Annotated in this window: 18 protein-coding genes and 1 other RNA gene; 11 read left to right on the forward strand and 8 right to left on the reverse strand. The window is 62.8% G+C overall.

Annotated elements, in window-relative coordinates:
• A complete protein-coding gene (locus E8Q41_RS23030) occupies positions 1-1,860 on the forward strand; it encodes an EAL domain-containing protein (protein WP_205910416.1) in 1,860 nt (619 codons plus the stop codon).
• Between the two features lie 115 nt (positions 1,861-1,975).
• Positions 1,976-3,988 carry a DUF87 domain-containing protein gene (locus tag E8Q41_RS23035; protein WP_137157910.1) on the forward strand — a complete coding sequence of 671 codons (2,013 nt, stop codon included), beginning with the start codon at positions 1,976-1,978 and terminating at the stop codon, positions 3,986-3,988.
• Here E8Q41_RS23035 and miaA read toward each other — a convergent pair.
• Complete coding sequence (gene miaA, locus E8Q41_RS23040) at positions 3,978-4,877, reverse strand: tRNA (adenosine(37)-N6)-dimethylallyltransferase MiaA (protein WP_137157911.1); 900 nt, start codon at positions 4,875-4,877, stop codon at positions 3,978-3,980. The two genes, E8Q41_RS23035 and miaA, sit on opposite strands and share 11 nt — an antisense overlap.
• Positions 4,878-4,898: 21 nt before the next feature.
• Between miaA and serB the strand changes: the two genes are divergently transcribed.
• The 4 genes from serB to E8Q41_RS23060 are packed head-to-tail and all read left to right on the forward strand — an operon-like array spanning position 4,899 to position 6,958.
• Positions 4,899-5,789: a phosphoserine phosphatase SerB gene (gene serB, locus E8Q41_RS23045; RefSeq protein WP_137157912.1), complete on the forward strand. Its 891-nt coding sequence runs from the start codon at positions 4,899-4,901 to the stop codon at positions 5,787-5,789.
• A 49-nt stretch (positions 5,790-5,838) separates the two neighbouring features.
• Positions 5,839-6,132: a BrnT family toxin gene (locus E8Q41_RS23050; protein ID WP_137157913.1), complete on the forward strand. Its 294-nt coding sequence runs from the start codon at positions 5,839-5,841 to the stop codon at positions 6,130-6,132.
• On the forward strand, positions 6,101-6,385 hold the full coding sequence (locus tag E8Q41_RS23055; RefSeq protein ID WP_137157914.1) for a hypothetical protein: 285 nt from the start codon (positions 6,101-6,103) through the stop codon (positions 6,383-6,385). Before E8Q41_RS23050 ends, E8Q41_RS23055 begins: the two co-directional genes overlap by 32 nt.
• A 6-nt stretch (positions 6,386-6,391) precedes the next feature.
• On the forward strand, positions 6,392-6,958 hold the full coding sequence (locus E8Q41_RS23060) for a GNAT family N-acetyltransferase (protein WP_137157915.1): 567 nt from the start codon (positions 6,392-6,394) through the stop codon (positions 6,956-6,958).
• 10 nt (positions 6,959-6,968) lie between these two features.
• On the opposite strand, the gene E8Q41_RS23065 is transcribed toward E8Q41_RS23060, so the two are convergent.
• The 5 genes from E8Q41_RS23065 to E8Q41_RS23085 all read right to left on the reverse strand — a co-directional run bounded on the left by E8Q41_RS23065 (position 6,969) and on the right by E8Q41_RS23085 (position 12,104).
• Complete coding sequence (locus tag E8Q41_RS23065; RefSeq protein ID WP_137157916.1) at positions 6,969-8,540, reverse strand: Do family serine endopeptidase; 1,572 nt, start codon at positions 8,538-8,540, stop codon at positions 6,969-6,971.
• 135 nt (positions 8,541-8,675) lie between these two features.
• The gene (locus E8Q41_RS23070; RefSeq protein ID WP_137157917.1) at positions 8,676-9,584 is read right to left on the reverse strand and encodes a protease modulator HflC; all 909 of its coding nucleotides are present in this window, start codon (positions 9,582-9,584) and stop codon (positions 8,676-8,678) included.
• Positions 9,581-10,669: an FtsH protease activity modulator HflK gene (gene hflK / locus E8Q41_RS23075; RefSeq protein WP_137157918.1), complete on the reverse strand. Its 1,089-nt coding sequence runs from the start codon at positions 10,667-10,669 to the stop codon at positions 9,581-9,583. The genes E8Q41_RS23070 and hflK overlap by 4 nt, the downstream gene beginning before the upstream one ends.
• 125 nt (positions 10,670-10,794) lie before the next feature.
• On the reverse strand, positions 10,795-11,313 hold the full coding sequence (locus E8Q41_RS23080) for a dihydrofolate reductase (protein WP_137157919.1): 519 nt from the start codon (positions 11,311-11,313) through the stop codon (positions 10,795-10,797).
• Positions 11,310-12,104, reverse strand: coding sequence for a thymidylate synthase (locus E8Q41_RS23085; protein ID WP_137157920.1), 795 nt, complete (start codon positions 12,102-12,104; stop codon positions 11,310-11,312). Before E8Q41_RS23085 ends, E8Q41_RS23080 begins: the two co-directional genes overlap by 4 nt.
• A gap of 150 nt (positions 12,105-12,254) precedes the next feature.
• Between E8Q41_RS23085 and ssrA the strand changes: the two genes are divergently transcribed.
• The 3 genes from ssrA to E8Q41_RS23100 all read left to right on the forward strand — a co-directional run bounded on the left by ssrA (position 12,255) and on the right by E8Q41_RS23100 (position 13,427).
• Positions 12,255-12,616, forward strand: a transfer-messenger RNA (tmRNA) gene (gene ssrA / locus E8Q41_RS23090).
• 106 nt (positions 12,617-12,722) lie between these two features.
• Positions 12,723-13,229 carry an SspB family protein gene (locus E8Q41_RS23095; protein ID WP_137157979.1) on the forward strand — a complete coding sequence of 169 codons (507 nt, stop codon included), beginning with the start codon at positions 12,723-12,725 and terminating at the stop codon, positions 13,227-13,229.
• A 6-nt stretch (positions 13,230-13,235) separates the two neighbouring features.
• Entirely contained in the window at positions 13,236-13,427 is a 192-nt protein-coding gene (locus E8Q41_RS23100) for a DUF4169 family protein (protein WP_137157921.1), read from the forward strand.
• A gap of 62 nt (positions 13,428-13,489) precedes the next feature.
• Here E8Q41_RS23100 and E8Q41_RS26180 read toward each other — a convergent pair whose 3' ends face one another.
• Both E8Q41_RS26180 and E8Q41_RS23110 read right to left on the reverse strand, forming a co-directional pair.
• A complete protein-coding gene (locus tag E8Q41_RS26180) occupies positions 13,490-15,607 on the reverse strand; it encodes a M10 family metallopeptidase C-terminal domain-containing protein (RefSeq protein ID WP_137157922.1) in 2,118 nt (705 codons plus the stop codon).
• Positions 15,608-15,726: 119 nt separating this feature from the next.
• Positions 15,727-16,215: a hypothetical protein gene (locus E8Q41_RS23110; RefSeq protein ID WP_137157923.1), complete on the reverse strand. Its 489-nt coding sequence runs from the start codon at positions 16,213-16,215 to the stop codon at positions 15,727-15,729.
• Positions 16,216-16,316: 101 nt separating this feature from the next.
• Between E8Q41_RS23110 and E8Q41_RS23115 the strand changes: the two genes are divergently transcribed.
• Positions 16,317-17,735, forward strand: a complete 1,419-nt coding sequence (locus E8Q41_RS23115) for an FAD-linked oxidase C-terminal domain-containing protein (RefSeq protein ID WP_137157924.1) — start codon at positions 16,317-16,319, stop codon at positions 17,733-17,735.
• Between the two features lie 111 nt (positions 17,736-17,846).
• The gene (locus tag E8Q41_RS23120; RefSeq protein WP_137157925.1) at positions 17,847-21,449 is read left to right on the forward strand and encodes an AsmA family protein; all 3,603 of its coding nucleotides are present in this window, start codon (positions 17,847-17,849) and stop codon (positions 21,447-21,449) included.
• The last annotated feature ends 38 nt before the right edge of the window (positions 21,450-21,487 follow it).

Raw genomic sequence — 21,487 nt, forward strand, 5'->3', positions numbered from 1 at the left:
ATGAAAGCGTTGCGCATTTTTAGAGGCAAGCACGCTTGGACCGACATCGAGCGATCGCAAGCGCTCGCGGACGCCTATCGGCCAATTCTCCGGGGTTTCCTGCTGCCCGGCTGCGCCTATTACATCTTCGTGACCTACGCCCATTGGGGCGATGAGAGCGGGATTGCGCTGGCGATCCTCGCCGGCATCAGCGCGCTCACCGCGCTGGCCTATGGCTGGATGCGCCAAAAGCCCTTGAACAGATCGATCGTGACGCTCGGGCGGCTGGAACTGTGCGGACTGGCCACAAATCTGCTGATGTTTTCGAACGTCTTCGCCTATATGCTTTTGCATTTCGAAGCGCCGAAACTCATCTATTTCGTCTTGATGGCGGTGGTGTTTTCGACCTCGGGCGTGACGCTCCGGCTGACCATCGGCAGCATTCTAGTGTCGATCGGCGCCATGTTCTGGTTTTCCCGGCACGCGTCGCCCGAACTGCAGCACCAATTCGCTTTCATCGGCGTCGCCACCAGTTTCGCAGCCTTCGGCATGGCGTCGCTTCTGCGCCGGGCCATGGTGCGGCAGGTGGAAGCCCGCCTCCTCGCCGCGCGCCTCGCCGCCACCGATCCCCTGACGCTGTTGCCCAACCGCCGCTCCGTCTTCGATAGGCTTGAGAACCTGGTGTCGATGCGCAAGCCGTTCCGGCTCGGCATTGTCGACCTCGACGGCTTCAAGGCGATCAACGACATTTACGGCCATATCGTCGGCGACCAGTTGCTCGTCAGCGTCGCCGACCGGTTGCGCAGCATCGCCAAGACAGGTGTGTTCATCGGCCGGATCGGCGGCGACGAATTCGCGCTGATCATCGAGGACGAGATGAGCGCCGAGGAGACCCAGGCGTTCGGCGACGGCCTGATCGCGGCGATCACCGAACCCTACGCCATCCATTTCCTGCGTCTTTCGGTCGGCGCCTCCGCCGGCTTCAGCCATTTCCCCGAAACCGGCGCCACCTGCGCCGAACTGTATGAAAAAGCCGACTTCGCGCTCTACAAGGCCAAGAAGAACAGCCGCGGCCGCTCGGTCCTGTTCGACATCGGCGAGAATGTGGAGTTGCAGCAGAACAATGCGCTCGAACGCGCTTTGCGCGAGGCCGACCTCGAAAGCGAACTCTATCTGGTCTTCCAGCCGCAGATGCACCTGGCGGCCAAGGAAATCAGGAGCTTCGAGGCTCTCGCGCGCTGGAACAGCGCGGTTCTAGGGCCGGTGCGCCCCGATCTCTTCATCTGCGCCGCCGAACGCGCCGGATTGATCCACAAGGTCACCGATATCCTCTTCAGCAAGATGCTGGAGACGCTCGCCCGCTGGCCGACAAGCCTGTCGATGTCCTTCAACCTCTCCGCTCAGGACGTGTCCGACACCGCTTTCACCCAGGCGCTGATCGAGCGCATTCAGGCCTCCGGGATTGCACCCGAGCGGGTGGAATTCGAGATCACCGAAACCGCGGTGATGACCGATCTGCCCGCCGCCCGCGAATCCCTGCGCCTGATCGCCGGCGCCGGTTGCCGCATCGCGCTCGACGATTTCGGTTCCGGCTATTCGAGCTTCGCCTATCTCGACCAGTTGCCGCTGAACAAGGTCAAGATCGACAAGAGCTTCGTCCGCAAGGTGGCGGACAGCCCCTCTTCCCGCCAGATCGTCGCTGCCATCATCACGCTCTGCCGCAATCTCGATCTGCGCTGCGTGCTCGAAGGCGTGGAGACCGAGCAGGAGATGGACATTCTCTCCCCGCTCATGCCGGATATCATCCAGGGCTATCTCTTCGGCCGCCCCATGAGCGAGGCCGACGCCATGAGCGTGGCGGCGACCACCCGCGCCGCCTGACGGCTTCGAGACATGCTGCAAGCGCCCCTGTGCCGAAACAGGGCGCCTGTGTCTAAACAGGAAATTAACTCCGGGGCCTTAGTTTTGACCGCTAAAGCCTTATTGGAGAATTCATTTGTATAGCAGGGAGTTGCAGAGCGCCCCACAAGCGGGCTTGCAGGAGCGGCGCGTCCATGGCGACGCCTCTCGCGCGCTCGGCCATGTCGTGGCCTGCAACGGCTCCACCGCCACCCTTCTCGCCGTCACCGGCGGCGACGCCGGCGATGTCGCCAGCCAGCTGACGGTCGGCAAACTTCTCTCCATCGCCGTCGAGGACCGCCGCGTCGTCGCGCTGACGCGCGCCGCGCGCTCTGCATCCGACCAATGGCGAACCGGCGCCGCCAATGAGTTCCTCGTCGATCTGGAACTGGTCGGCGAAGTGCGGACGGGAACGGATGGCGTCGAACGCTTTTCCTCGGGCATTTCCAGCTATCCCTATCTCGGCGCCCCCGCTCACCAGATCCGCTCGATGGACCTGATGCGGATCTATGACAACGGCAAGCGCGAGAACTGCATCGTCGGACGGCTCAGCCAGGACGAATCGATCGAAGCCTCGATCCATATGCCCTCGATGCTGTCGCGACACTTCGCCATCGTCGGCTCCACCGGATCAGGCAAGTCGACCGCCGTGACGCTGCTGCTGCGCGAGGCGATCGCCTCGGATCCCAAACTCCGGGTGCTGATCCTCGATCCGCACAACGAATTCGCCGCCGCATTCCCCGACAAGAGCGTGGTGATCGACACCGGCAATCTCGACCTGCCCTTCTGGCTGTTTCGCCTGGAGGAGTTTTCCGAAGTTCTGTTTCGCGGCCGCCCCGCCGTTCCCGACGAACTCGATGCGCTACGCGATTTGATCCCCGAAGCCAAGCGCGGCTTTCGCGGCGCCGAAGCCGGCTCGCGGCGGCTGTCGGAGAAGAACGGCATCACCGCCGATACGCCCGTGCCCTATCGAATCGCCGATCTCATGGCGCTGATCGACGAACGCATCGGCAAACTCGACGGCCGCAACGAAAAGCCATACCTGCGCGCGCTCAAATTAAGGCTGGCGGCGGCGATCAACGATCCCCGCTATCGCTTCATGTTCTCATCCAACACGATCAGCGACACGATCAACGAGACGATCGCCACCATCTTCCGCATTCCCGGCGGCGACCGGCCGATCAGCACCTTCCAGCTGGCCGGCATCCCCTCCGAAGTCGTCAATTCCGTAGCCTCGGTGCTCTGCCGCATGGCGTTTGAAATCGCGCTCTGGAGCAAAGGCGCGGTCAAACTGCTCGTCGTCTGCGAAGAAGCGCATCGCTATGTCCCGGCCGACGTCAATCTCGGTTTCGTGCCCACCCGCCAGGCCATCGCCCGCATCGCCAAGGAAGGCCGCAAATATGGCTGTTCGCTCGGCGTCATCACCCAGCGGCCCGGCGAACTCGACCAGACCATTCTATCGCAATGCTCCACCGTCTTTTCGCTCCGGCTTTCGAACGAACGCGACCAGGACATCATCCGCAAGGCGCTGCCCAATTCATCCGGTTCGGCGCTGAGTTTCATCTCTTCGCTCGCCAATGGCGAGGCGATCGCCTTCGGCGAAGCGGTGCCGGTGCCGATGCGGCTGAAGTTCAACCGCGTGCCCGAAAATCGTCTGCCGAGCGCCCATGGCGTGGAGGTGGAGGAAGCCGAACTCGATCCGAACTCCATCAATCTCGGCATGGTGGTGGACCGGATGCGCTCCACGGGCGGGCCTGATATTTCCGATTTCCAGTCGCGTATTTCGGCGGTGGAAGCCTCGATCTTCGACGCCGTCGTCACCGCCTCCGGCGGCGATGATCTCGACCTGCCTGCCCTTCGCGCCGATCCCGGTCCCTCGCCGCTCGAACCCTACAATCCGGGCATGCTGCCCGGCCAGGCGCGGGTGGAGCAGCCGGAGGCGCCGCGTGCCGATTCCCGGCTCGACCGCTATTCATCACTACTGAAATCCGAACACCGGCGTGAAGAGACGCCTTACGCCCCGACCGGCGGCGCCATGCCGCGTGAGGATCTCCTGGCGCGACGCCAGAGCATTCTGAAAAAGCCGCTCGACAGTCTGATCAAGCGCTGAGCGGACCCAACTCTGAAGCCGAACCGATTCTCGTCCAGCTCGCATCCATCTGGTTGCGGAACCAGGTCGACTGCCGTTTGGCGTATTGGCGCGTTGCGGCGGAGGAGCGTTCGATCGCCTCCTCACGGGTGATTTTACCGCCGAGCATCTCGGCGATCTGTGCGACGCCGATCGCCTTCATCGCCGGCATCGCGGCCGGCAGACCGAGCGCCAGAAGCGCTTCGACCTCGGCGACCGCTCCCTCTTCCATCATTGTCTTGAAGCGTCGGTTGATGCGCTCATGCAGCAGGTTTCGGTCGGGCTCGAGAATGATCTTGCGTGCGGCGGCAGGGTCGATCAAGGCAGGTCCGGAGGCCTCCTGCAACGCGCGGATCGAGCGGCCGGTCACGGAATGGATTTCCAGGGCCCGCACGATGCGTTGGCCATCGGCGGGATTGAGCGTGGCCGCAGCCACAGGATCGCGCCGGCCAAGCTCAGCATGCAGCGCCTCGGCCCCCTCTTCCACGAGCCGCTGACGCCATGACGCGCGAACCTCCTCGGGGATTTCGGGCATTTCGGAAAGGCCGCCGGTCAGCGCCTTGAAGTAGAGCCCAGTTCCGCCGACGAAGACCGGCAACTTGCCCCGCGCTTTGATGTCGGCAAGCAGAGGCTCGACCCGACGCAGCCATGATCCCGTGGAAAACGCCTCGTCCGGAGCAACGACGCCATAGAGATGATGCGCCGCGCTGCGCGTCTCTTCCGGCCGCGGTCGCGCCGTCAGCCAGTCGAGCACCGAATAGACCTGCATGCTGTCGGCGTTGATCACCTCGCCGCAATGACGTTGCGCCAGCTCCGCCGCCAGAGCGGACTTGCCGCTCGCCGTCGGCCCGGTTATCAGGATCGCGTCCATTCACCCATCCGAGGAAGTCCGATGGCTCTTGTCGCCACTCTCATTGCCAATCCGTCCCATCCTGTACTGGTTCCGCGTCTGGCTGAAAAGGCGGCGGCGGCGATTTCCGCATCGGGATTGTACTGGCTCGCCGATGGCGTCGCCGCCGACATCGCGCTGCGCGACGGCGTGAGCGCGCCAGAAGCCGATGCGGCTTTGCGACAGGCGCTGGACGGCGAAACGATCGACGTGGTCGTGCAAGACTACGAAACGCGCCGCAAGCGCCTGCTGATCGCCGACATGGACTCAACCATGATCGGCCAGGAATGCATCGACGAACTCGCCGCCGAAGTCGGCCTCAAGGATCTGGTGGCGGCGATCACCGCCCGCGCCATGAATGGCGAGATCGCCTTCGAGCCCGCCCTGCGCGAACGGGTCGCGTTGCTCAAGGGCCTGCCGCTGTCTGTGGTGGACGAAGTGATCGCCAAGCGCATCACGCTGACCCCCGGCGGCATTGAGCTCGTACGCACGATGAAGGCCAAGGGGCATTACACCGCCCTCGTCTCGGGCGGCTTCACCGTCTTCACCGGCCCGATCGCCGAACAGATCGGCTTTCATGAAAACCGCGCCAACATCCTTCTCCATGACGATGGCCTGCTGACCGGCGAGGTCGCCGAACCCATTCTCGGCAAGCAGGCCAAGGTCGACGCGCTGCTCGACATCGCCGGCAAGCTCGGCATTTCGCCCGAAGACGCCATGGCGGTCGGCGACGGCGCCAATGACCTCGGCATGATCAAGCTCGCCGGCTCAGGCGTCGCGCTGCACGCGAAACCTGTTGTCGCCGCCGAGGCCGGCATGCGCATCGATCACGGCGACCTCACCGCGCTCCTCTACATCCAGGGGTATCGGAAGACGGATTTCCATAACGCCTGACGCGCGCTACGCTCGGCGGTGTACAGGCGCCGCCGATTGGGCTAAGCTCATGCTGTTCGAATGGGATGAAAACAAGAACCGGATCAACAAAGCCAAACACGGCGTGTCGTTCGAATTGGCGGCGCAAGCGTGGAAGGATCCGCATCTTTGGACATTCCAGGGTGAAGTCATCGATGGAGAGGCGCGCGAACATTCGATCGGCATGATCGGCGCGGCAACCCTGTTACTGGTGGTCCATACGGGTCGCGATCGCAATGGCCAAGAAATCATCCGCATCATCAGCGCCCGTCGGGCCACGGCTCGGGAAGCGCATGTTTACCGACATGGACGAGATGTCCGCTGAGCTTCAGGCGGAACTCGCCGCGCTTGAAGCGAAAGGCGATCGGGACATCGACACCAGCGATGCGCCTGAAATGTCGATGGAACAGATGTTTGCGGGGCGTCGCCGGTCGGGCTCCGGCGTAGGATTGGTTTCGATTGATCCCGACATCCTGGCCGATTTTCGGCGCACAACCGGGCAGGATGATCCGACCACAGAGATCAATCGTGTGCTGCGCGCTTATACGAAGACCCTGGAACGCAATCCTGCCGAATAGACCGACATGCTCATCCTGAAAACGCCCCGCCTCATCATCCGCAACTGGCGCGATGACGACCGCGATCTCTTCCATGAGATCAATTCCGATCCGGTGGTGATGGAGTATTTCCCGCATCGCCGCGACCGGGCGGAATCGGACGCCCTGTTCGATTTCAATCGCAGCCGTATCACCGAACGCGGCTTCGGCTTCTACGCCCTGGCGCTCGCCGAGACGGATGAGCCGATCGGATTTTGCGGGCTGGCGCTAGTTACCGTTTCAGGGATTTTTGCAGATGACGCGATCGAGATCGGCTGGCGGCTGGCGCATCGCCATTGGGGCAAGGGCTATGTGACGGAGGCGGGACGCGCGCTGCTGCGCTATGGCTTCGAGACGCGGGGCCTCGACGAAATCGTCAGCTTCGCCGTCACCCAAAACCGGCGCTCGACCGCCGTCATGGAGCGGATCGGCCTCAAGCGTCAGCCGGAACGGGATTTCGATTCTCCGCGCATTCCTGACGACATGCCGCATCTGAAACGCCATGCCGTCTATGCGCTCACGGCGGAGGAATGGCGCGCCGCGCCGCTCGCCTGACCTCCCGCTGCTATTCGAGCGGAACCGCCACCAGCCGCAACTCGCCCTTGGCGTTGGCGATCATCAGATAGGCGTTGCGGCGATCGTTTTCCTTGAGGCCGGCCAGCTTTTCCGCCAGTTGCTCCGGCGTATCGACGAAATCCTGCGCGACCTCGACGATCACGTCGCCCTTGCGGATACCCTTGGCATAGGCCTCGGTGTCCTCGGGCGCGTCGAGCACCAGAACGCCCTCGACGGATTCCGGGATCTTCAATTCCTTGCGATTTTCCGGCGTCAGCGCTGCGACCGTCAATCCCAGCGTATCGTCAGGGGTGATGCCGGCCGGCTTGTCGCCCTTGTCCGCGTCATCGGCCTTGCCGGCGTCGGGCTCAGGATTGGTTGCAGCCGCCTCGTCGGTCTTCGCCTTGGCGTCTTCTTCCGGCTGGCGGGCCAGCGTCACCTTGATCGTCATCTCCGCGCCGTCGCGCAGGATGACCATGTCGAGCGGCTTGCCGATCGGGCTTTCGGCGACGATGCGGGTAAGATCGCGCATTTCACGCACGTCGAAGCCGTCGAGCTTGAGCACGATGTCGCCGGTCTTCAACACGCCGTTGTCGACCGGTCCCCCCTTGATGACGCCGGAGATCAGCGCGCCGCGCGGCGTCTCGAGTTTCAACGTGTCGATCATGTCCTCGGTGACGGGCTGAATACGCACGCCGAGCCAGCCGCGCCGCGTTTCGCCATAGAGCCGGAGCTGGTTGACGACATTCGCGGCAATCTCCGTCGGCACTGCGAAGCCGATGCCGATCGACCCGCCGGTCGGAGAGATGATGGCGGTGTTGATGCCGATCACCTCGCCATGCATGTTGAACAGCGGACCGCCGGAATTGCCTCGGTTGATGGCGGCGTCGGTCTGGATGAAATTGTCATAGGGCCCGGCATTGATGTTGCGGTTGCGGGCCGAGATGATGCCGACCGACACCGAACCGCCGAGACCGAACGGATTGCCGATCGCCATCACCCAGTCGCCGATCCGCATCTTGCGGGAATCGCCGAGCCGCACGAAGCGCAGCGGCTTCTTGGGCTCGACCTTGAGCACCGCGAGGTCGGTCTTGGTGTCGGTGCCGACGAGCTTCGCCTTGAGCTTCGAGCCATTGGCGAAATTGACCTCGATATCGGTGGCGCCTTCAATGACGTGGTTGTTGGTGACGATATAGCCGGCCGGATCGATCACGAAGCCGGAGCCGAGCGAACTGACTTTCTCGTTCGAGTCGGTGTTGCCGTCCTTCTTCTTGAAATAGTCGTCGAACAGATCCTGGAAGGGCGAGCCTTCCGGCAGGTTCGGCGAGGGGAATCCCTGATCCGCCTCCGCGCCATCGGACTTGGCGTTCTGCAGGATGGCGATGTTGACCACGGCGTCGGTGAGGCTTTCCGCCAGATCCGCCACGGATTCGGGACCGTGATCGCGCGCGGTCGATTGGGCCTCCTGCGCGGAAAGCGCCGCTGGCGACAGAACGGCTCCGCATGCGATCGTCGCCGTCGCCGCGAGCGTCACCGCCCGTCGCGCGCCGAACCTGCCGACGCCCTTACCTTCTGCTTTCATACCGTAACCCTCACCAAGCCGGGCGCGCCTCGCCCGGAATCAGGCTGGCAGCATGCACGTCATTTTTGACGAAGAAGGGGCTGCTGGCTAGAGCAACCCCTTCTCAACTGATTAAATTCGCCGTGAGCGGCGGATTTATTGCGCCGGCGCCGGCGCTGTTTCCGATTTCGGAACTTCGCTGTTGAAGTACTGGAAGAATTCCGAGTTCGGCGACAGCACGAGGGTCGAGTCCCCCGACCCCAGCGACTGCTGATAGGCCTGCATCGAGCGGTAGAAGGCGTAGAATTCCGGATCGCGGGAGAAAGCCTCGCCATAGATGCGGTTGCGCTCGGCTTCGCCCTGACCGCGGAGGATCTGCGCGTCCTTGCTGGCGGCGGCGACGATTTCCACCTTGCCGCGATCAGCCACGGCCCGACGACGCTGGGCGCCTTCGTTACCGCGTGCGCGGATCGCTTCGGCTTCCGCCAGACGCTCGGCTTTCATGCGGTCGAAGGTCTGCTGCGAAACTTCCTTGGTGAGATCCGTGCGGCGGATGCGGACATCGGTGATGGTGAGGCCGAGGGACTCCGCATCCTTGGTGATGTCGTTGCGCACTTCCTTCATCATCGAGGCGCGCTCGTTGGACAGAGCGGCTTCGAAGCCGCGCAGACCGTAGACGCGGCGCAGAGCCGAATCGAGGCGGGTGCGCAGCCGGCTTTCAGCCTGCACGACGTCACCGGCGGCGATTTCGCGGAACAGCCGGGCATTGGTGATCTTGTAGACCAGGAAGGCGTCGACTTCATAGAATTTGCCGCCTGACACCTGCACGCGCATATTGTCGAGGTCCAGACGCAGTTCCTGGTTCGACACATACTGGACGCGGTCGGCGTCGAGGAAGGCGAAGGGCATCTTGAAATAGATGCCGGGTTCGGTCTTCACGTCGGTGATCTGACCAAAGCGGATGACGATCGCCTGCTGGCGGGCGTTGACAATGAAGAAAGACGAAAACAGCCCGACGACGATGACGAACAGGCCAATGGCCGCGAAAGCGAGACGATTGGTCATTTCTGCGTCTCCTTCTGGACCGGCTGGGTCAGCTGGTTGAGCGGCAGCAGCGGCACGACGCCATTCTGACCGCCGTTCGAGTCGGTGATGACCTTCTTGGAGTTCTGCAGCACCTGCTCCATGGTTTCCAGATAGAGACGCTTTCGGGTGATGTCCGGAGCCTTCTTGTATTGCTCATAGACCGACAGGAAGCGCTGTCCCTCGCCTTCCGCTTCCTTGACGACGCGGTTCTTGTAGGCTGCGGCTTCTTCGCGGATCTTGGCGGCCTCACCATTCGCCTGGCCACGAACCTGGTTGGCGTATTGGTTGGACTGCTCGATCATCTTGTCTTCGTCCTGCTCGGCGCGCTGGACTTCATCAAAGGCGCTCGACACTTCCTTGGGCGGCGACACGTCTTCGATCGACACGGTGTTGACCACGACGCCGAGCTGATAGCGATCGGCGGTCTGCTGGATCGAGTCCTTGACTTCCTGCGCGACGGCCTGGCGGTTGTCGCGGAAAATGTCCTGCGCCGGACGACGGCCGACCATTTCGCGCATCACCGAATCCGCCACCTGCGACAGCGTCTTGCCGGGCTCGGCGACATTGTAGAGATAGGCGCGCGGATCGCTGACCGAAAACAGCAGCGAGAACTGCACATTGACGATGTTCTGGTCGCCGGTGAGCATCAGGCCTTCGCCCTGGTCGCCGATGGCGCCGATCTTCTGCTGCTGTTCGGCGACATTGACCAGCTCTACGGTTTCGACCGGCCACATCACGAAATGCAGGCCCGGGCCCGAGATTTCTTCCTTGGGCTTGCCGAACAGCGACTCGACGCCGCGCTCGTCCGGCTGGACGGTGTAGACGGCGTTGAGCAGCCAGAACACTGCGAGCAGGATCACCACGATGACGACCACGCCGCCATTCATGCCGCCGGGGATCATGGTTTTCAACCGATCCTGGCTGCGCCGGATGATCTCGTCGAGATCCGGCGGCGTTCCGCCGCCGCGCGGCCGGTTCGGTCCCTGCCCCCAGGGACCCTGGTTTTTACCGCCGCCGCCGCCGCCCCATGGGCCGCCGCCGCCGTTCTGATTGCTCCAGGGCATTCACACCTCTTTTTGACAAACCTCAAGACCGACCATTCACGACAGCCGGTTTCCCGAACACTTTATAGGTATCCACCCCTGGTGTTTCAACGACGAGCGCCAGAGAACAGCGTTTTTTGCTGAAATTATGTCCCTGTGACGGATCGCCGCCGGTAAGTGACGAACCGCGTCGGATAGTCGTCTTTTTCGCCAGCCGGCAATTCGTCCGGCTCCCCCGCCTCCCAGATCGCCGGATCTATGGCCGGAAAGAAAGTGTCGCCGTCGATCTCGGCGAGAATATGGGTGACATGCAGGAGATCGGCCGTGTCGATGGCGATGCGATAGATCTCGCCGCCGCCGATCACGCAGATCTCGTCGACGCCGAGGCGCTTCGCCTCTTCCTTCGCAAGCGCAATGCCGGCTTGATAGTCATGAACGACGGAGACGCCGTCGGCGGAAAAGTCGCGATTGCGGGTGATGACGATGTTCGGCCGGCCGGGAAGCGGCCTGCCGATCGAGGCGTAGCATTTGCGTCCCATCACCACCGGCTTGCCCAAGGTCATCGCCTTGAAGCGCTTGAGATCGGAGGATTGACGCCAGGGCAGACCGTTGTCGCGCCCGATCACGCCATTCTCCGCCATGGCCACAACGACAGAGATCGTCATACCGCCACCGGCGCCTTGATGCTCTCATAGGCCTCGTAGCCCACGAGTTCGAAATCCTCGTAGCGGAAGCCGAAGATGTCCTTGACCCCGGGATTGATCTTCATGGTCGGCAGCGCTTTCGGCGTGCGGGTGAGCTGCAGCTTCGCCTGCTCGAAGTGGTTGGAATAGAGATGCGCGTCGCCCAGCGTGTGAACGAAATCGCCAGGCTTCAGCCCGGTCACCTGCGCTGCCATCATGGTCAGTAGCGCATAGGCGGCGATGTTGAATGGCACGCCGAGGAAGATGTCCGCCGAGCGCTGATAGAGCTGGCAGGACAGCTTGCCTTCGGACACATAGAACTGGAACAGGCAATGGCAGGGCGGCAGCGCCATGCGCTCCACTTCGGCCGGGTTCCAGGCGGTGACGATATGACGGCGCGAATTGGGATTGGTCTTGATGGATTCGATCACATTGGCGATCTGGTCGATCTGCCCTCCGTCGGGCGCCGGCCAGGAACGCCATTGCGATCCATAGACCGGGCCGAGATCGCCGTTTTCATCGGCCCACTCGTCCCAGATCGTCACGCCGTTTTCCTGCAGATAGCGGATATTGGTGTCGCCCTTGAGGAACCACAGGAGTTCGTGGATGATCGAGCGCAGATGCAGCTTCTTGGTGGTGACGAGCGGAAACCCTTCGGCGAGGTCGAAGCGCATCTGATAGCCGAACACGCCGCGCGTGCCGGTGCCTGTCCGGTCGCCGCGATCGGCGCCGCGCTCCAGCACATGGGCGAGAAGTTCGTGATATTGCTTCATGGCGGGCCTCCGGCGCAAAGAGCTCGTGCTGAGGAGCAGATATAGCCGACTTGCCGCCGCTCACAAGTTTGGAATGACGGCGGCCGAGGGTTATGCAGGGACGATTTTTTGTGACGGCGTGATGACAAGCGCTCCATTTTCTTGAGCGCCGCACTTCCCAAGCCGGCAGCCACGCCCTATATAGACGCTGCCGGTTCGCCGGCTATGGCAATAAACGGGCGGTGCAATAAACCCATTGGACCCGGGGGCGGTACCCGGCGCCTCCACCAAAAACGGCTCTCGAAGCGAGCCGTTTTTGATGGGGGCGAAATAGGATCGACAAGGGCGTAAAGATCGACTTTTTGCTCGGCATGATACCACCGTTATCGGGTCAACAGAGTAGTTGCAAACGACAACAACGCTCAGGGTTACGCTGTCGCTGCTTAATCGCGGTGCCAGAAACCCAAATTAAGTCCTTACGGGTAGCACTGTAAGGCGGGGCTCGGAGGCGCCTGGCAACAGAAGCCTCCACTTACCTTCCCACCCGCCATGCACCCGTCCGGACGACGAAAAGCTTTGCCAAAGCATCAGAAAATGGCATAGTCAGACCAACATCTGGAATTGGAAATGGGAATCGACATGGGGCAGGATCACATCCGCTACGATATTTTGGCTCAGGATGCGCTGAGAGGCGTCATCCGCAAGGTGTTGTCGGAAGTCTCCGCCACGGGCAGCCTGCCGGGCGATCATCATTTCTTCATTACCTTCCTCACTCAGGCGTCGGGCGTGCGTCTGTCGCAGCATCTGAAGTCGAAATATCCCGAGCAGATGACCATCGTTGTCCAGCATCAGTTCTGGGATCTCAAGGTGCATGAGGCCTATTTCGAGATCGGCCTGAGCTTCTCCGACAAGCCCGAAAAGCTGACGATCCCGTTTGCCGCCGTGCGCGGTTTCTATGACCCCTCGGTGAATTTCGAACTCGAGTTCGACGTCTCCGTTGCGGAAGACGCCGGAGAAAGCGCCGAGATCACCGCCTATCCGGTGTCCACCGACGAGCCCAAGACCACCGAAGGCGAAGCCAAGGGCGACGACGCCAAGGCCGGCGGCTCCGTGGTGTCGCTCGACGCCTTCCGCAAGAAGAACTGACGCGCCATGGCGGCCGACATCATTAATCTCCGGCAGGCCCGCAAGGCGAAGGCCAGGGTTGAGAAAGACAAGACCGCCGAGCAGAACCGGGTGACGTTCGGACGCACGAAAGCCGAAAAGCAGCTGACAAAGGCCCTGAACGACAAGGCCGAACGCGCGCTGGATCTGGGCAAGCTCGAGCGTCCGTCAGAGGATTGAAAATTCGGTGACGTTGGATGATGGCGCGGCTGTTTTCGCCGCGCCTTTTTGTTGGGCCGACGTCAGAAGATGAAGTCGCCGCGATCGAGGTCGGAGGCCTCGACGCCATCCAGACGAATGGAACTCGAAGACGAGATCTGGATCACCGCGTCGCCATCGTCCTTCATATGATTGCGGACCAGGTCCTTATAACCGGTGATCTCCGAAAGCCTTGAGAGATCGATGCGGTCGCCGTCCTTATCGGAGAAATCCATGACGACGTCGCGGCCGCTTTTGGCGGCAAAGCAGAACACATCGCCGCCGCCGTCGCCCCACAGAATATCCCGCCCCTGCCCGCCGTCCAGCGTGTCCTTTCCGCCGAAAGCGTAGATTGTGTCATTGCCCTTGAACGCCTGCAGAAGGTCGTCGCTATCGCTCCCCCACAGGGTGTCCTTCTTGCCCGTGCCGTTGATGGTGTTCCAGACGCCGTTGACGGTCACGGTGAGGCTGCCCTCGGTCATCGATGCGCCGTCGGTGACGATATAGGCGATATCGATCTGAGCCTTCTCGCCGCGCGCGAGGTCTTCGCCGTCATAAGCGACGCGCAACTTGCCGTCTTCCATCACGGCCGCGCCATTGTCGGAGGAGACCGAGGCGGAGATCAGCGTCAGCCCGTCACTGTCGGCGTCGGCGTCGTTGGCGAGCACATCGACCAGAACGGTCTTGCCCTCTGTAAGGGTCGCCTTGTCGGCTTTGGCCTCCGGCGCCGTATTGGCCTCCTTCACGACGATGTCGAAAACATCCGAAGCGGACTTGTCGCCGTCGCTGGCTGTCACCCGCACCGAAATCGTGCCGACATCCCCGGCGTTCGGCGCGACGGTGAATGTCAGCGCCTCGGCGTCGAAGCTCAACCAGTCGGGAAGATCGGACCCGTCGCTAAGTTGCGCCGAATAGGAGAGCGGGTCGCCATCGGGATCCTCGAAGGCTGAAGGCGAGATCTCGAAACTGAAGTTGGTTCCGGCATTTGCCTGGATGTCCGCCAGCGACGCAACCAGCACAGGCGACAAATTGTCGAAAAGATCGACATCGCCGTCGCTGAAGGACAGAGTCTCGATATCGATCAGCGTGTCCTTGCCCTCATAACCGGCACGTGCGGCAACCGTATAGGAGCCGTCGTCATAAGCGGTGATCACATAGTCGGAAGATGCCCCGGAGAAGATCGCGGCGTCCACCCCCGCCCCGCCGCGCAAAAGGTCGTCGCCCGCCCCGCCGGTGAGCTTGTTGTCGCCGTCATTGCCGGTAATCTCGTCGTCTCCCTCCCCGCCGACCGCGTTTTCGATCACGGCCGTATAGGCGATGGCGATGTTGTTGGTCATTTCGTTGACCGAGGAGAAGGCGCCGGAGATCAACGAAATCACGCTTGCCGTCAGATAGCCGCTCAGATTGAGCGTATCCTCGCCCCCGGAATCGAAGATGGTCAGGATCGGCGTGTCATTGATGGAAAAGTCGAAGATGTTTGCAGCGGCCCCGGTGATGTTGCTGCCGAAGCCGTAAACGGTGTTGCCCGTCCGGGTCGTCGTCTCAACGCCGTAGATATACTGGATCGCCATGATGTCGTTGAGCATCGGCGTCTGGGCGGAATAAACCACGCCGTCCTTCTCCCAGTCGGCCCACATGACCTTGCCTTCGCCGAGATACTGGTCCGGACCGAAATAGGACATGATCGACAACACGGTGCTGTCCTGGAAACTCGATGGCGTCCAATCGCCGCTGCCGTTGTAGTCGCCCATGTGATCGAGACCCAGGGCGTGGCCGAGTTCATGAATGATGGTTTCGTAGCCGTATTCCCCCACGACCGGATTGAAGACATCGTCGTATTCGGGATTGAACCAGACGCTGCCCGTGAAGGGATAATAGGCATGAGCGTAGCTGATGCCGGTCGTGGTGTAGGCGATCTCGATATCGGAGGCGCCGTCGACGCGGGAAAAATTCGCGGCGATCAATTCGTCCCAGCCAGCCAAGGCATATTCGACAATGTCGATCTGCGCGTCGGTCATGGCGAGAAAGCCGTCAGCCTCGTTCCAACCCAGATAGCGTGTGCTATCCTGCGGGAACGCATAGGTGATCTCGCCGCCGGACCATGCATGTCCGGAATTCAACTGATTGAGGACCTCGTCCAGTGTCCATTGCGCCGCCGCCATGCTCAATCCCCGTTGTCAGCGCAGGAATGATTGGGTTCAAATGCTAACAATCGGTTGATTTACGACACCAAACTTTGTCGATCGGTTCACTATAGGCCTTACACCCCATGTTCCGAACGTCAAACGACCCCAAGCCCGATCAGCCGGCCGCAATATTTTGGCTTCGGCAGTGGGGCGTGATAGCGAAGCATGATGGCGATGTCGTCTCGCTGGACATCGGTAAATTCGGCAATCAGTCCATCGTTTCGAATGAGCGCGTAGGTCGCCTCCTGGGCAGCCGACAAACGGCCAATGGCATCGTAGATTTCGAGATAGATATGCAGAACGGAGCCGCCTGCATTGAGCAACCGAAACGATCCACGCAAAGGCGTCGCCTGCCTGATCGGTTCGAGATAGCTTGTCATAGCCTGTCTTGGCGCCATTGCGCAGCCGCTCCGCGCGCGATAAGCCTCGCCGCAGTCGAGGATGGCGAAGCCGCTTTCGGCGATTCCGTCGAAGATGCGCGCCATGCCCCATGGTGAAAGGCTGCCGGCGGGGTCGAACCAAGCTTGTTCGGTGCGCAGTCCATAGGCGATAACAGGCGTGTCGAAAGTGATGGGTTCAACCAAGGCGAGCTCACGCTTAAGTACGTCATAACATTCTTATTTATAACGAGTTAGGCAAAGATCAAGCCGCCGCGTCGACGCGTCTCGCAGGGAGTTTTTGACATATGGGCATCTCCAAGATCAAGCCGGGGGTCCGCAACGAAACCGGCATCGCCAAAGCCGCCTCCGCCTATGCCGAACTTTTCGGACAGCGTTTCTCGACGGCGCAAGCCTATCGCGACCAGCATTGCCACACCACCACCTGGGTTCCCTCTCAGGCGCCCGACGGCGTGATCTTCATCGAAAGCGCCGACGACGTGAAGGCGGCGGTCCGCATCGCCGCAGACTATCGCGTCCCGCTCATCCCCTTCGGCGCAGGCTCTTCGCTGGAAGGTCAGGTCAATGCCGCCTCAGGCGGCTTCTCGCTCGATTTCAGCCGCATGAACCGCGTTCTCTCGGTCAATGCCGAGGATCTCGATTGCACCGTCGAACCGGGCTTGACCCGCGAGGAGCTCAACACGCATCTGCGCGACACCGGCCTGTTCTTCCCGATCGACCCCGGCGCCAACGCCTCGATCGGGGGCATGGCCTCGACCCGCGCCTCGGGCACGAACGCCGTGCGTTACGGCACGATGAAGGACAATGTGTTGGCGCTGACCGTGGTCACCGCCAATGGCGAGGAAATCCGCACCGCCCACCGCGCCCGCAAATCCTCGGCCGGCTATGATCTCACCCGACTGTTCGTCGGCGCCGAGGGCACGCTCGGCGTCATCACCTCCGTGACGCTCCGTCTCCAGGGCATTCCGGAGGAGATCGCCGGCGGCTACTGCACCTTCCCCTCGCTCAAGCACGCTTGCGAAGCGGTGATCATGACCATCCAGCTCGGCATTCCCGTGGCGCGGATCGAACTCATGAATGCGCCGCAGGTCGCGGCCTGCAACGCCTATTCGGGGCTCACGCTACCGGTGCAGCCGTCGCTCTTCGTCGAATTCCACGGCTCGCCCGCCTCGGTGGGGCTGCAGGTCGAGGCCTTCGGCGAGGTGGCCCGCGACAACGGCGCGACGGGCTATGTCGCGACCTCCAACGCCGAGGAGCGCGCGAAGATCTGGAAGGCCCGGCACAATGTGTTCTGGTCGGTCAAGGCGCTCGCGCATGGCAAGGCCGTGCTCGCCACCGATGTCTGCGTGCCGATCTCGCGCCTCGCAGACTGCGTGACCGAAACCGAGGCCGATCTCGACGCGCATGGTCTCGAGGGGCCGATTGTCGGCCATGCCGGCGACGGCAATTTCCATGTCTCGCTGATCGTCGACGACAAGGACCCCGCCGACATCGCTCGCGCCGAGGCCTTCATCGAACGTCTGAACGCCCGCGCGCTCGCCATGGACGGCACCTGCACCGGCGAACACGGCATCGGCCAAGGCAAGCAGGAGTTTCTGGAGGCCGAATTGGGCGGCGCTGTCGACCTGATGCGGCAGGTCAAGACCGCCCTCGATCCACTCAATATCTTCAACCCCGGAAAGATCTTCGCGCTCGACCGGGGATGAGCCGCCTTCGCGCTTGCGTCATCGACAATATCCCTTAACCTACAATCGACTAGCGCGGCCGGATAGTCCCGCCGCGCGCCCTGACCGACAGAACCAGAGGAAGACAAGACCGTGCTGGCGCGCCTGTTCATCGTCGTCGGAAGCCTGGTGGCCGCAGCGCTGTTTTCAGCGCTGATCGCCCCCTATTTCGTCGACTGGACGAATTTTCGACAGGATTTCGAAAATCAGGCGAGCCGCATCATCGGCAAGAAGGTGGTGGTGCATGGCTCGGTGGACGCCCGGCTCCTGCCCTTCCCCTCGGTGACGCTGACCGATGTCCGCGTCGGCGAGGATGGCCAGGGCGGCGCGCTGGTCTCGGCCAAGAGCTTTTCGATGGAAACCGAGCTCGCGCCCTTCCTGAGCGGCGAGGCGCTGATCTACAACATGCGCATCGACCAGCCCAAAGTGACGCTGCGGCTCGGCGCCGATGGCGCGCTCGACTGGGTGAAGACCGGCGAACCGCGCATTCCCGCCTCTAGCGTGGTGCTCGAAAAGGTCCAGGTCACCGACGGCGCCGTCGACTTCATCGACGAACAGACCGGCCGCACCCGCAAGCTCACCGATCTCGATCTCGACCTGTCCGCCAAGACGCTCGCAGGGCCCTGGAAAGTCGCCGGAACCGGCGCGGCGGACGGCCAGCGCGGCAGTTTCGCGCTCTCCACCAATGTGCCCGAAAACGACAAGGTCTTCCTCAAGCTGCGGCTCATGCCCCAGAGCCCGGCGGTCGCAGCCGAAATGGAAGGGCTGATCGGGCTCAAGGATCTCCGGCCGGAATATGCCGGCTCTTTCCGCTTGCGTCGGCAGCTGGCTTCCGAGCGCGAGGGCGGCGAGACTGACGCGGTTTCGGCCACCGCGCCGCGCGTCACCGGCGACTTCAGGCTCAACAACGATCGCATCCGCATCGACAAGTACCAGTTCTCCATGGGACCGGTCGACGATCCCTACACCGTCACCGGCGAGGCGACGATCGACGCCGGCCGCAATCCGGAATTCCTGCTGACGGCTGCCGGCCAGCAGGTCGACATGAGCCGGATCGGCGGCGGCGAAGGCGAAAGCGCGGCCCTGCCGCTCAAGGACCGCCTGCGGGCTTTCCTGGCGCTGGCCGGCGACATTCCCGTGCCGCCGATGCCGGGCCGCGCCGAAATCACCCTTCCGGCCGTGATCGCCGACGACACGGTGATCCGCAACATCACGCTCAAGACGCGGCCGGCCGGCGACGGCTGGCTGATCGACGAGGCCGAAGCGGAACTGCCCGGCCGGACGCGGCTCTCCGCCAAGGGCAAACTGACGCTCGCCGCCGCGCAGGGCTTTCAGGGCGAATTGCTGCTCGCCTCCAACCAGCCGTCGGGTTTTGCCGAATGGGTGACCGGCAAGACGCCGGACGCCATCCGCCGTCTCAAGACGGCCGGTTTTTCCGCCAATGTGAGCCTGACGCCCGATCTGCAGCGCTTCGAAAATCTCGAAATCGTCTTCGGCGACGCCCATCTCACCGGCCGGCTCGAACATGAGATGAACGACGGCGAACAGCCGGCTCTGTCGACCGAACTCTCCGGCAACGATTTCGACCTGGAAACGATGACCGCGCTTGCGAGCCTGGTGACCGGCGAAACCCAGACCGCCGATCTTCTCGATCACCGTATCGGCGCGCGGCTCAAATTCGATCACTTCTCCGGTCTCGGCCTCAAGGCGCGCGATGTCGAGGCGGCGATCTCCCTGTCGCAGGGCGCGCTTACCGACGCGCGCCTGACGCTCGGCGATTTCTATGGCGCCCGCATCGGCGTCGAAGGCGGCTTCGACCGGCTGGCGGAACGGCCGACAGGCGCAGCCCGCATCAGCGTCAAATCCGAAGATCCCTCGCGCCTCTTCGCGCTGATGGCGGAGCGGCTGCCCAATCATCCGGCGCTCGCGCGGCTTGCCGGAAATGCGCGCTATTACGAAGGCTCGGACTTCCTCATCGATCTCACGATCGGCAAGGGCGACTGGCCGATCGAGGCGACGCTGTCGGGCATCGCCCATGGCAGCCGCCTGAGCGGCAAGCTCGCGGCCCAAAGCCTCGACCTCGCCAATTCCGGCGGGCTTTCGCTCGACGCCACGATCGAAAACCCCGACGCCTGGGTCATGCTCGGTCAGGCGGGGCTCAACACGCTGCCCGTCGACGCTGATCAGGACGGCCTGCTGACGCTCAAGGTCGATCAGCCGGCCGACGCCGATCCACAGGTGAATCTGACCTTCAACTCGGGCACCACGGATCTCACGCTGCGCGGCCAGACGGCGCTCGACGCCGGTCGTTTCCTGTCCGGCTCCTATGCGCTCAGCCTCGAAAGCGGCGACATCGCCCCCTACCTCGCCATGAACGGCGTGGCGCTGCCGCGCCTGATCGAAGGCATGCCCTTCTCTGTCAGCGCCAACATCTATTCGGAACGGGACGCCGTCGCCTTCGAGAACGTCACCGGCAAAGCCGACGGCAACGCCTTCTCCGGCGCAGCCAGCCTCGACCGCACGCAAACCGTCCCGAGCGTGGGCGGCGAATTCTCGATCGACGCCGCCGATTTCGGCTGGCTCGCCGAAACCGTCTATGGTCCGCTTCAGGATCTCGACGGCAATCTGTCGGCGGCTTCCCTGCCCAAGCGGCCGGTCACGCCCTTCAATGTCAGCCTCGGGCTGAATGCGAAGACGATGCGCATCGGCGCGCTGGCCCTGATCACCGATTTTTCCAGCCAGATCACCATGGAGCCCGGGCGCTTGGCGCTGTCGGGCGCAAAGGGCAATCTTCTCGGCGGCGCCTTCGGCGGCCAGGCGGAACTCGGCGACACCGAGGGTTCGGGCTATCTCCGCGCCCGCTTGTCGGTCAAGGACGCCAGCCTCAAGACGAGCTTCTGGCGGTTCGCCGGCCAGCCCGCGGCGGCGTCGAGCGCCGATCTCGTCATGACCCTGGACGCCGCTGGCGACAGCCCCAGGGCGCTGCTCGACGGCGCCACCGGCTCCGGCGCGCTGACGCTCAACGATCTCACCATCAACGGCCTGAATGCCGGAACGGTGCCGCCGCTTCTCGCCGAAGCCGACAAGATCGACGGCCAGTTCACCGACGCCGCGCTTCGCCCGCTGATCGAGAACGCTCTCTTCTCGGGAAGCATAAAGGCGGACAAGCTCGAAATTCCCTTTTCCGTGGCAGGCGCGAAACTACGCGCCGACAAGGTCTCGGGCGTGATGACCAACGGCGCGCGGCTCGACGCGCAGGGCTCGATCGAACTCGCCACGGGCGCGCTCGACGGGCAGATGACGCTTGCCTTCGATCCCGGCGAAGAGCGCATGAGCGGGGCCGAACCTTCGGTAACGCTCGCGTTCCAGGGTCCCTTCGCTGCGCCGGAGCGCAAGGCGGACATCACCGCCATGAGCAATTTCCTATCGCTGAGGAAATTCGAGCAAGAGCGCCGTCGCGTCGAAATTCTTCAGGCCAAGATGCAGGAGAAGCAGCGCCTGCGGCGAGAAACCATGCTCTGGAAAGCCAAGGCCGCCGAACGCGAAAGGCTGCGGCAGAAGGCTCTGAACGAGGCGCGGTTGTTGCAAGAACAGCAGGAAGCCCTCGCCCGCCTCGCACGCGAAGAGGAAGAGCGCCGCAAGGCGGAGAAAGCTCTGGATGACAGCCTCAACGGCGATGCGCCGGCAGTGCAGTGAGATCTCGTCGAACGACCGCCCCTTGTAAGTCCGGGGCC

Source organism: Rhizobium sp. FKL33 (genome assembly GCF_005222915.1).
GTDB lineage: Bacteria > Pseudomonadota > Alphaproteobacteria > Rhizobiales > Rhizobiaceae > Rhizobium_E.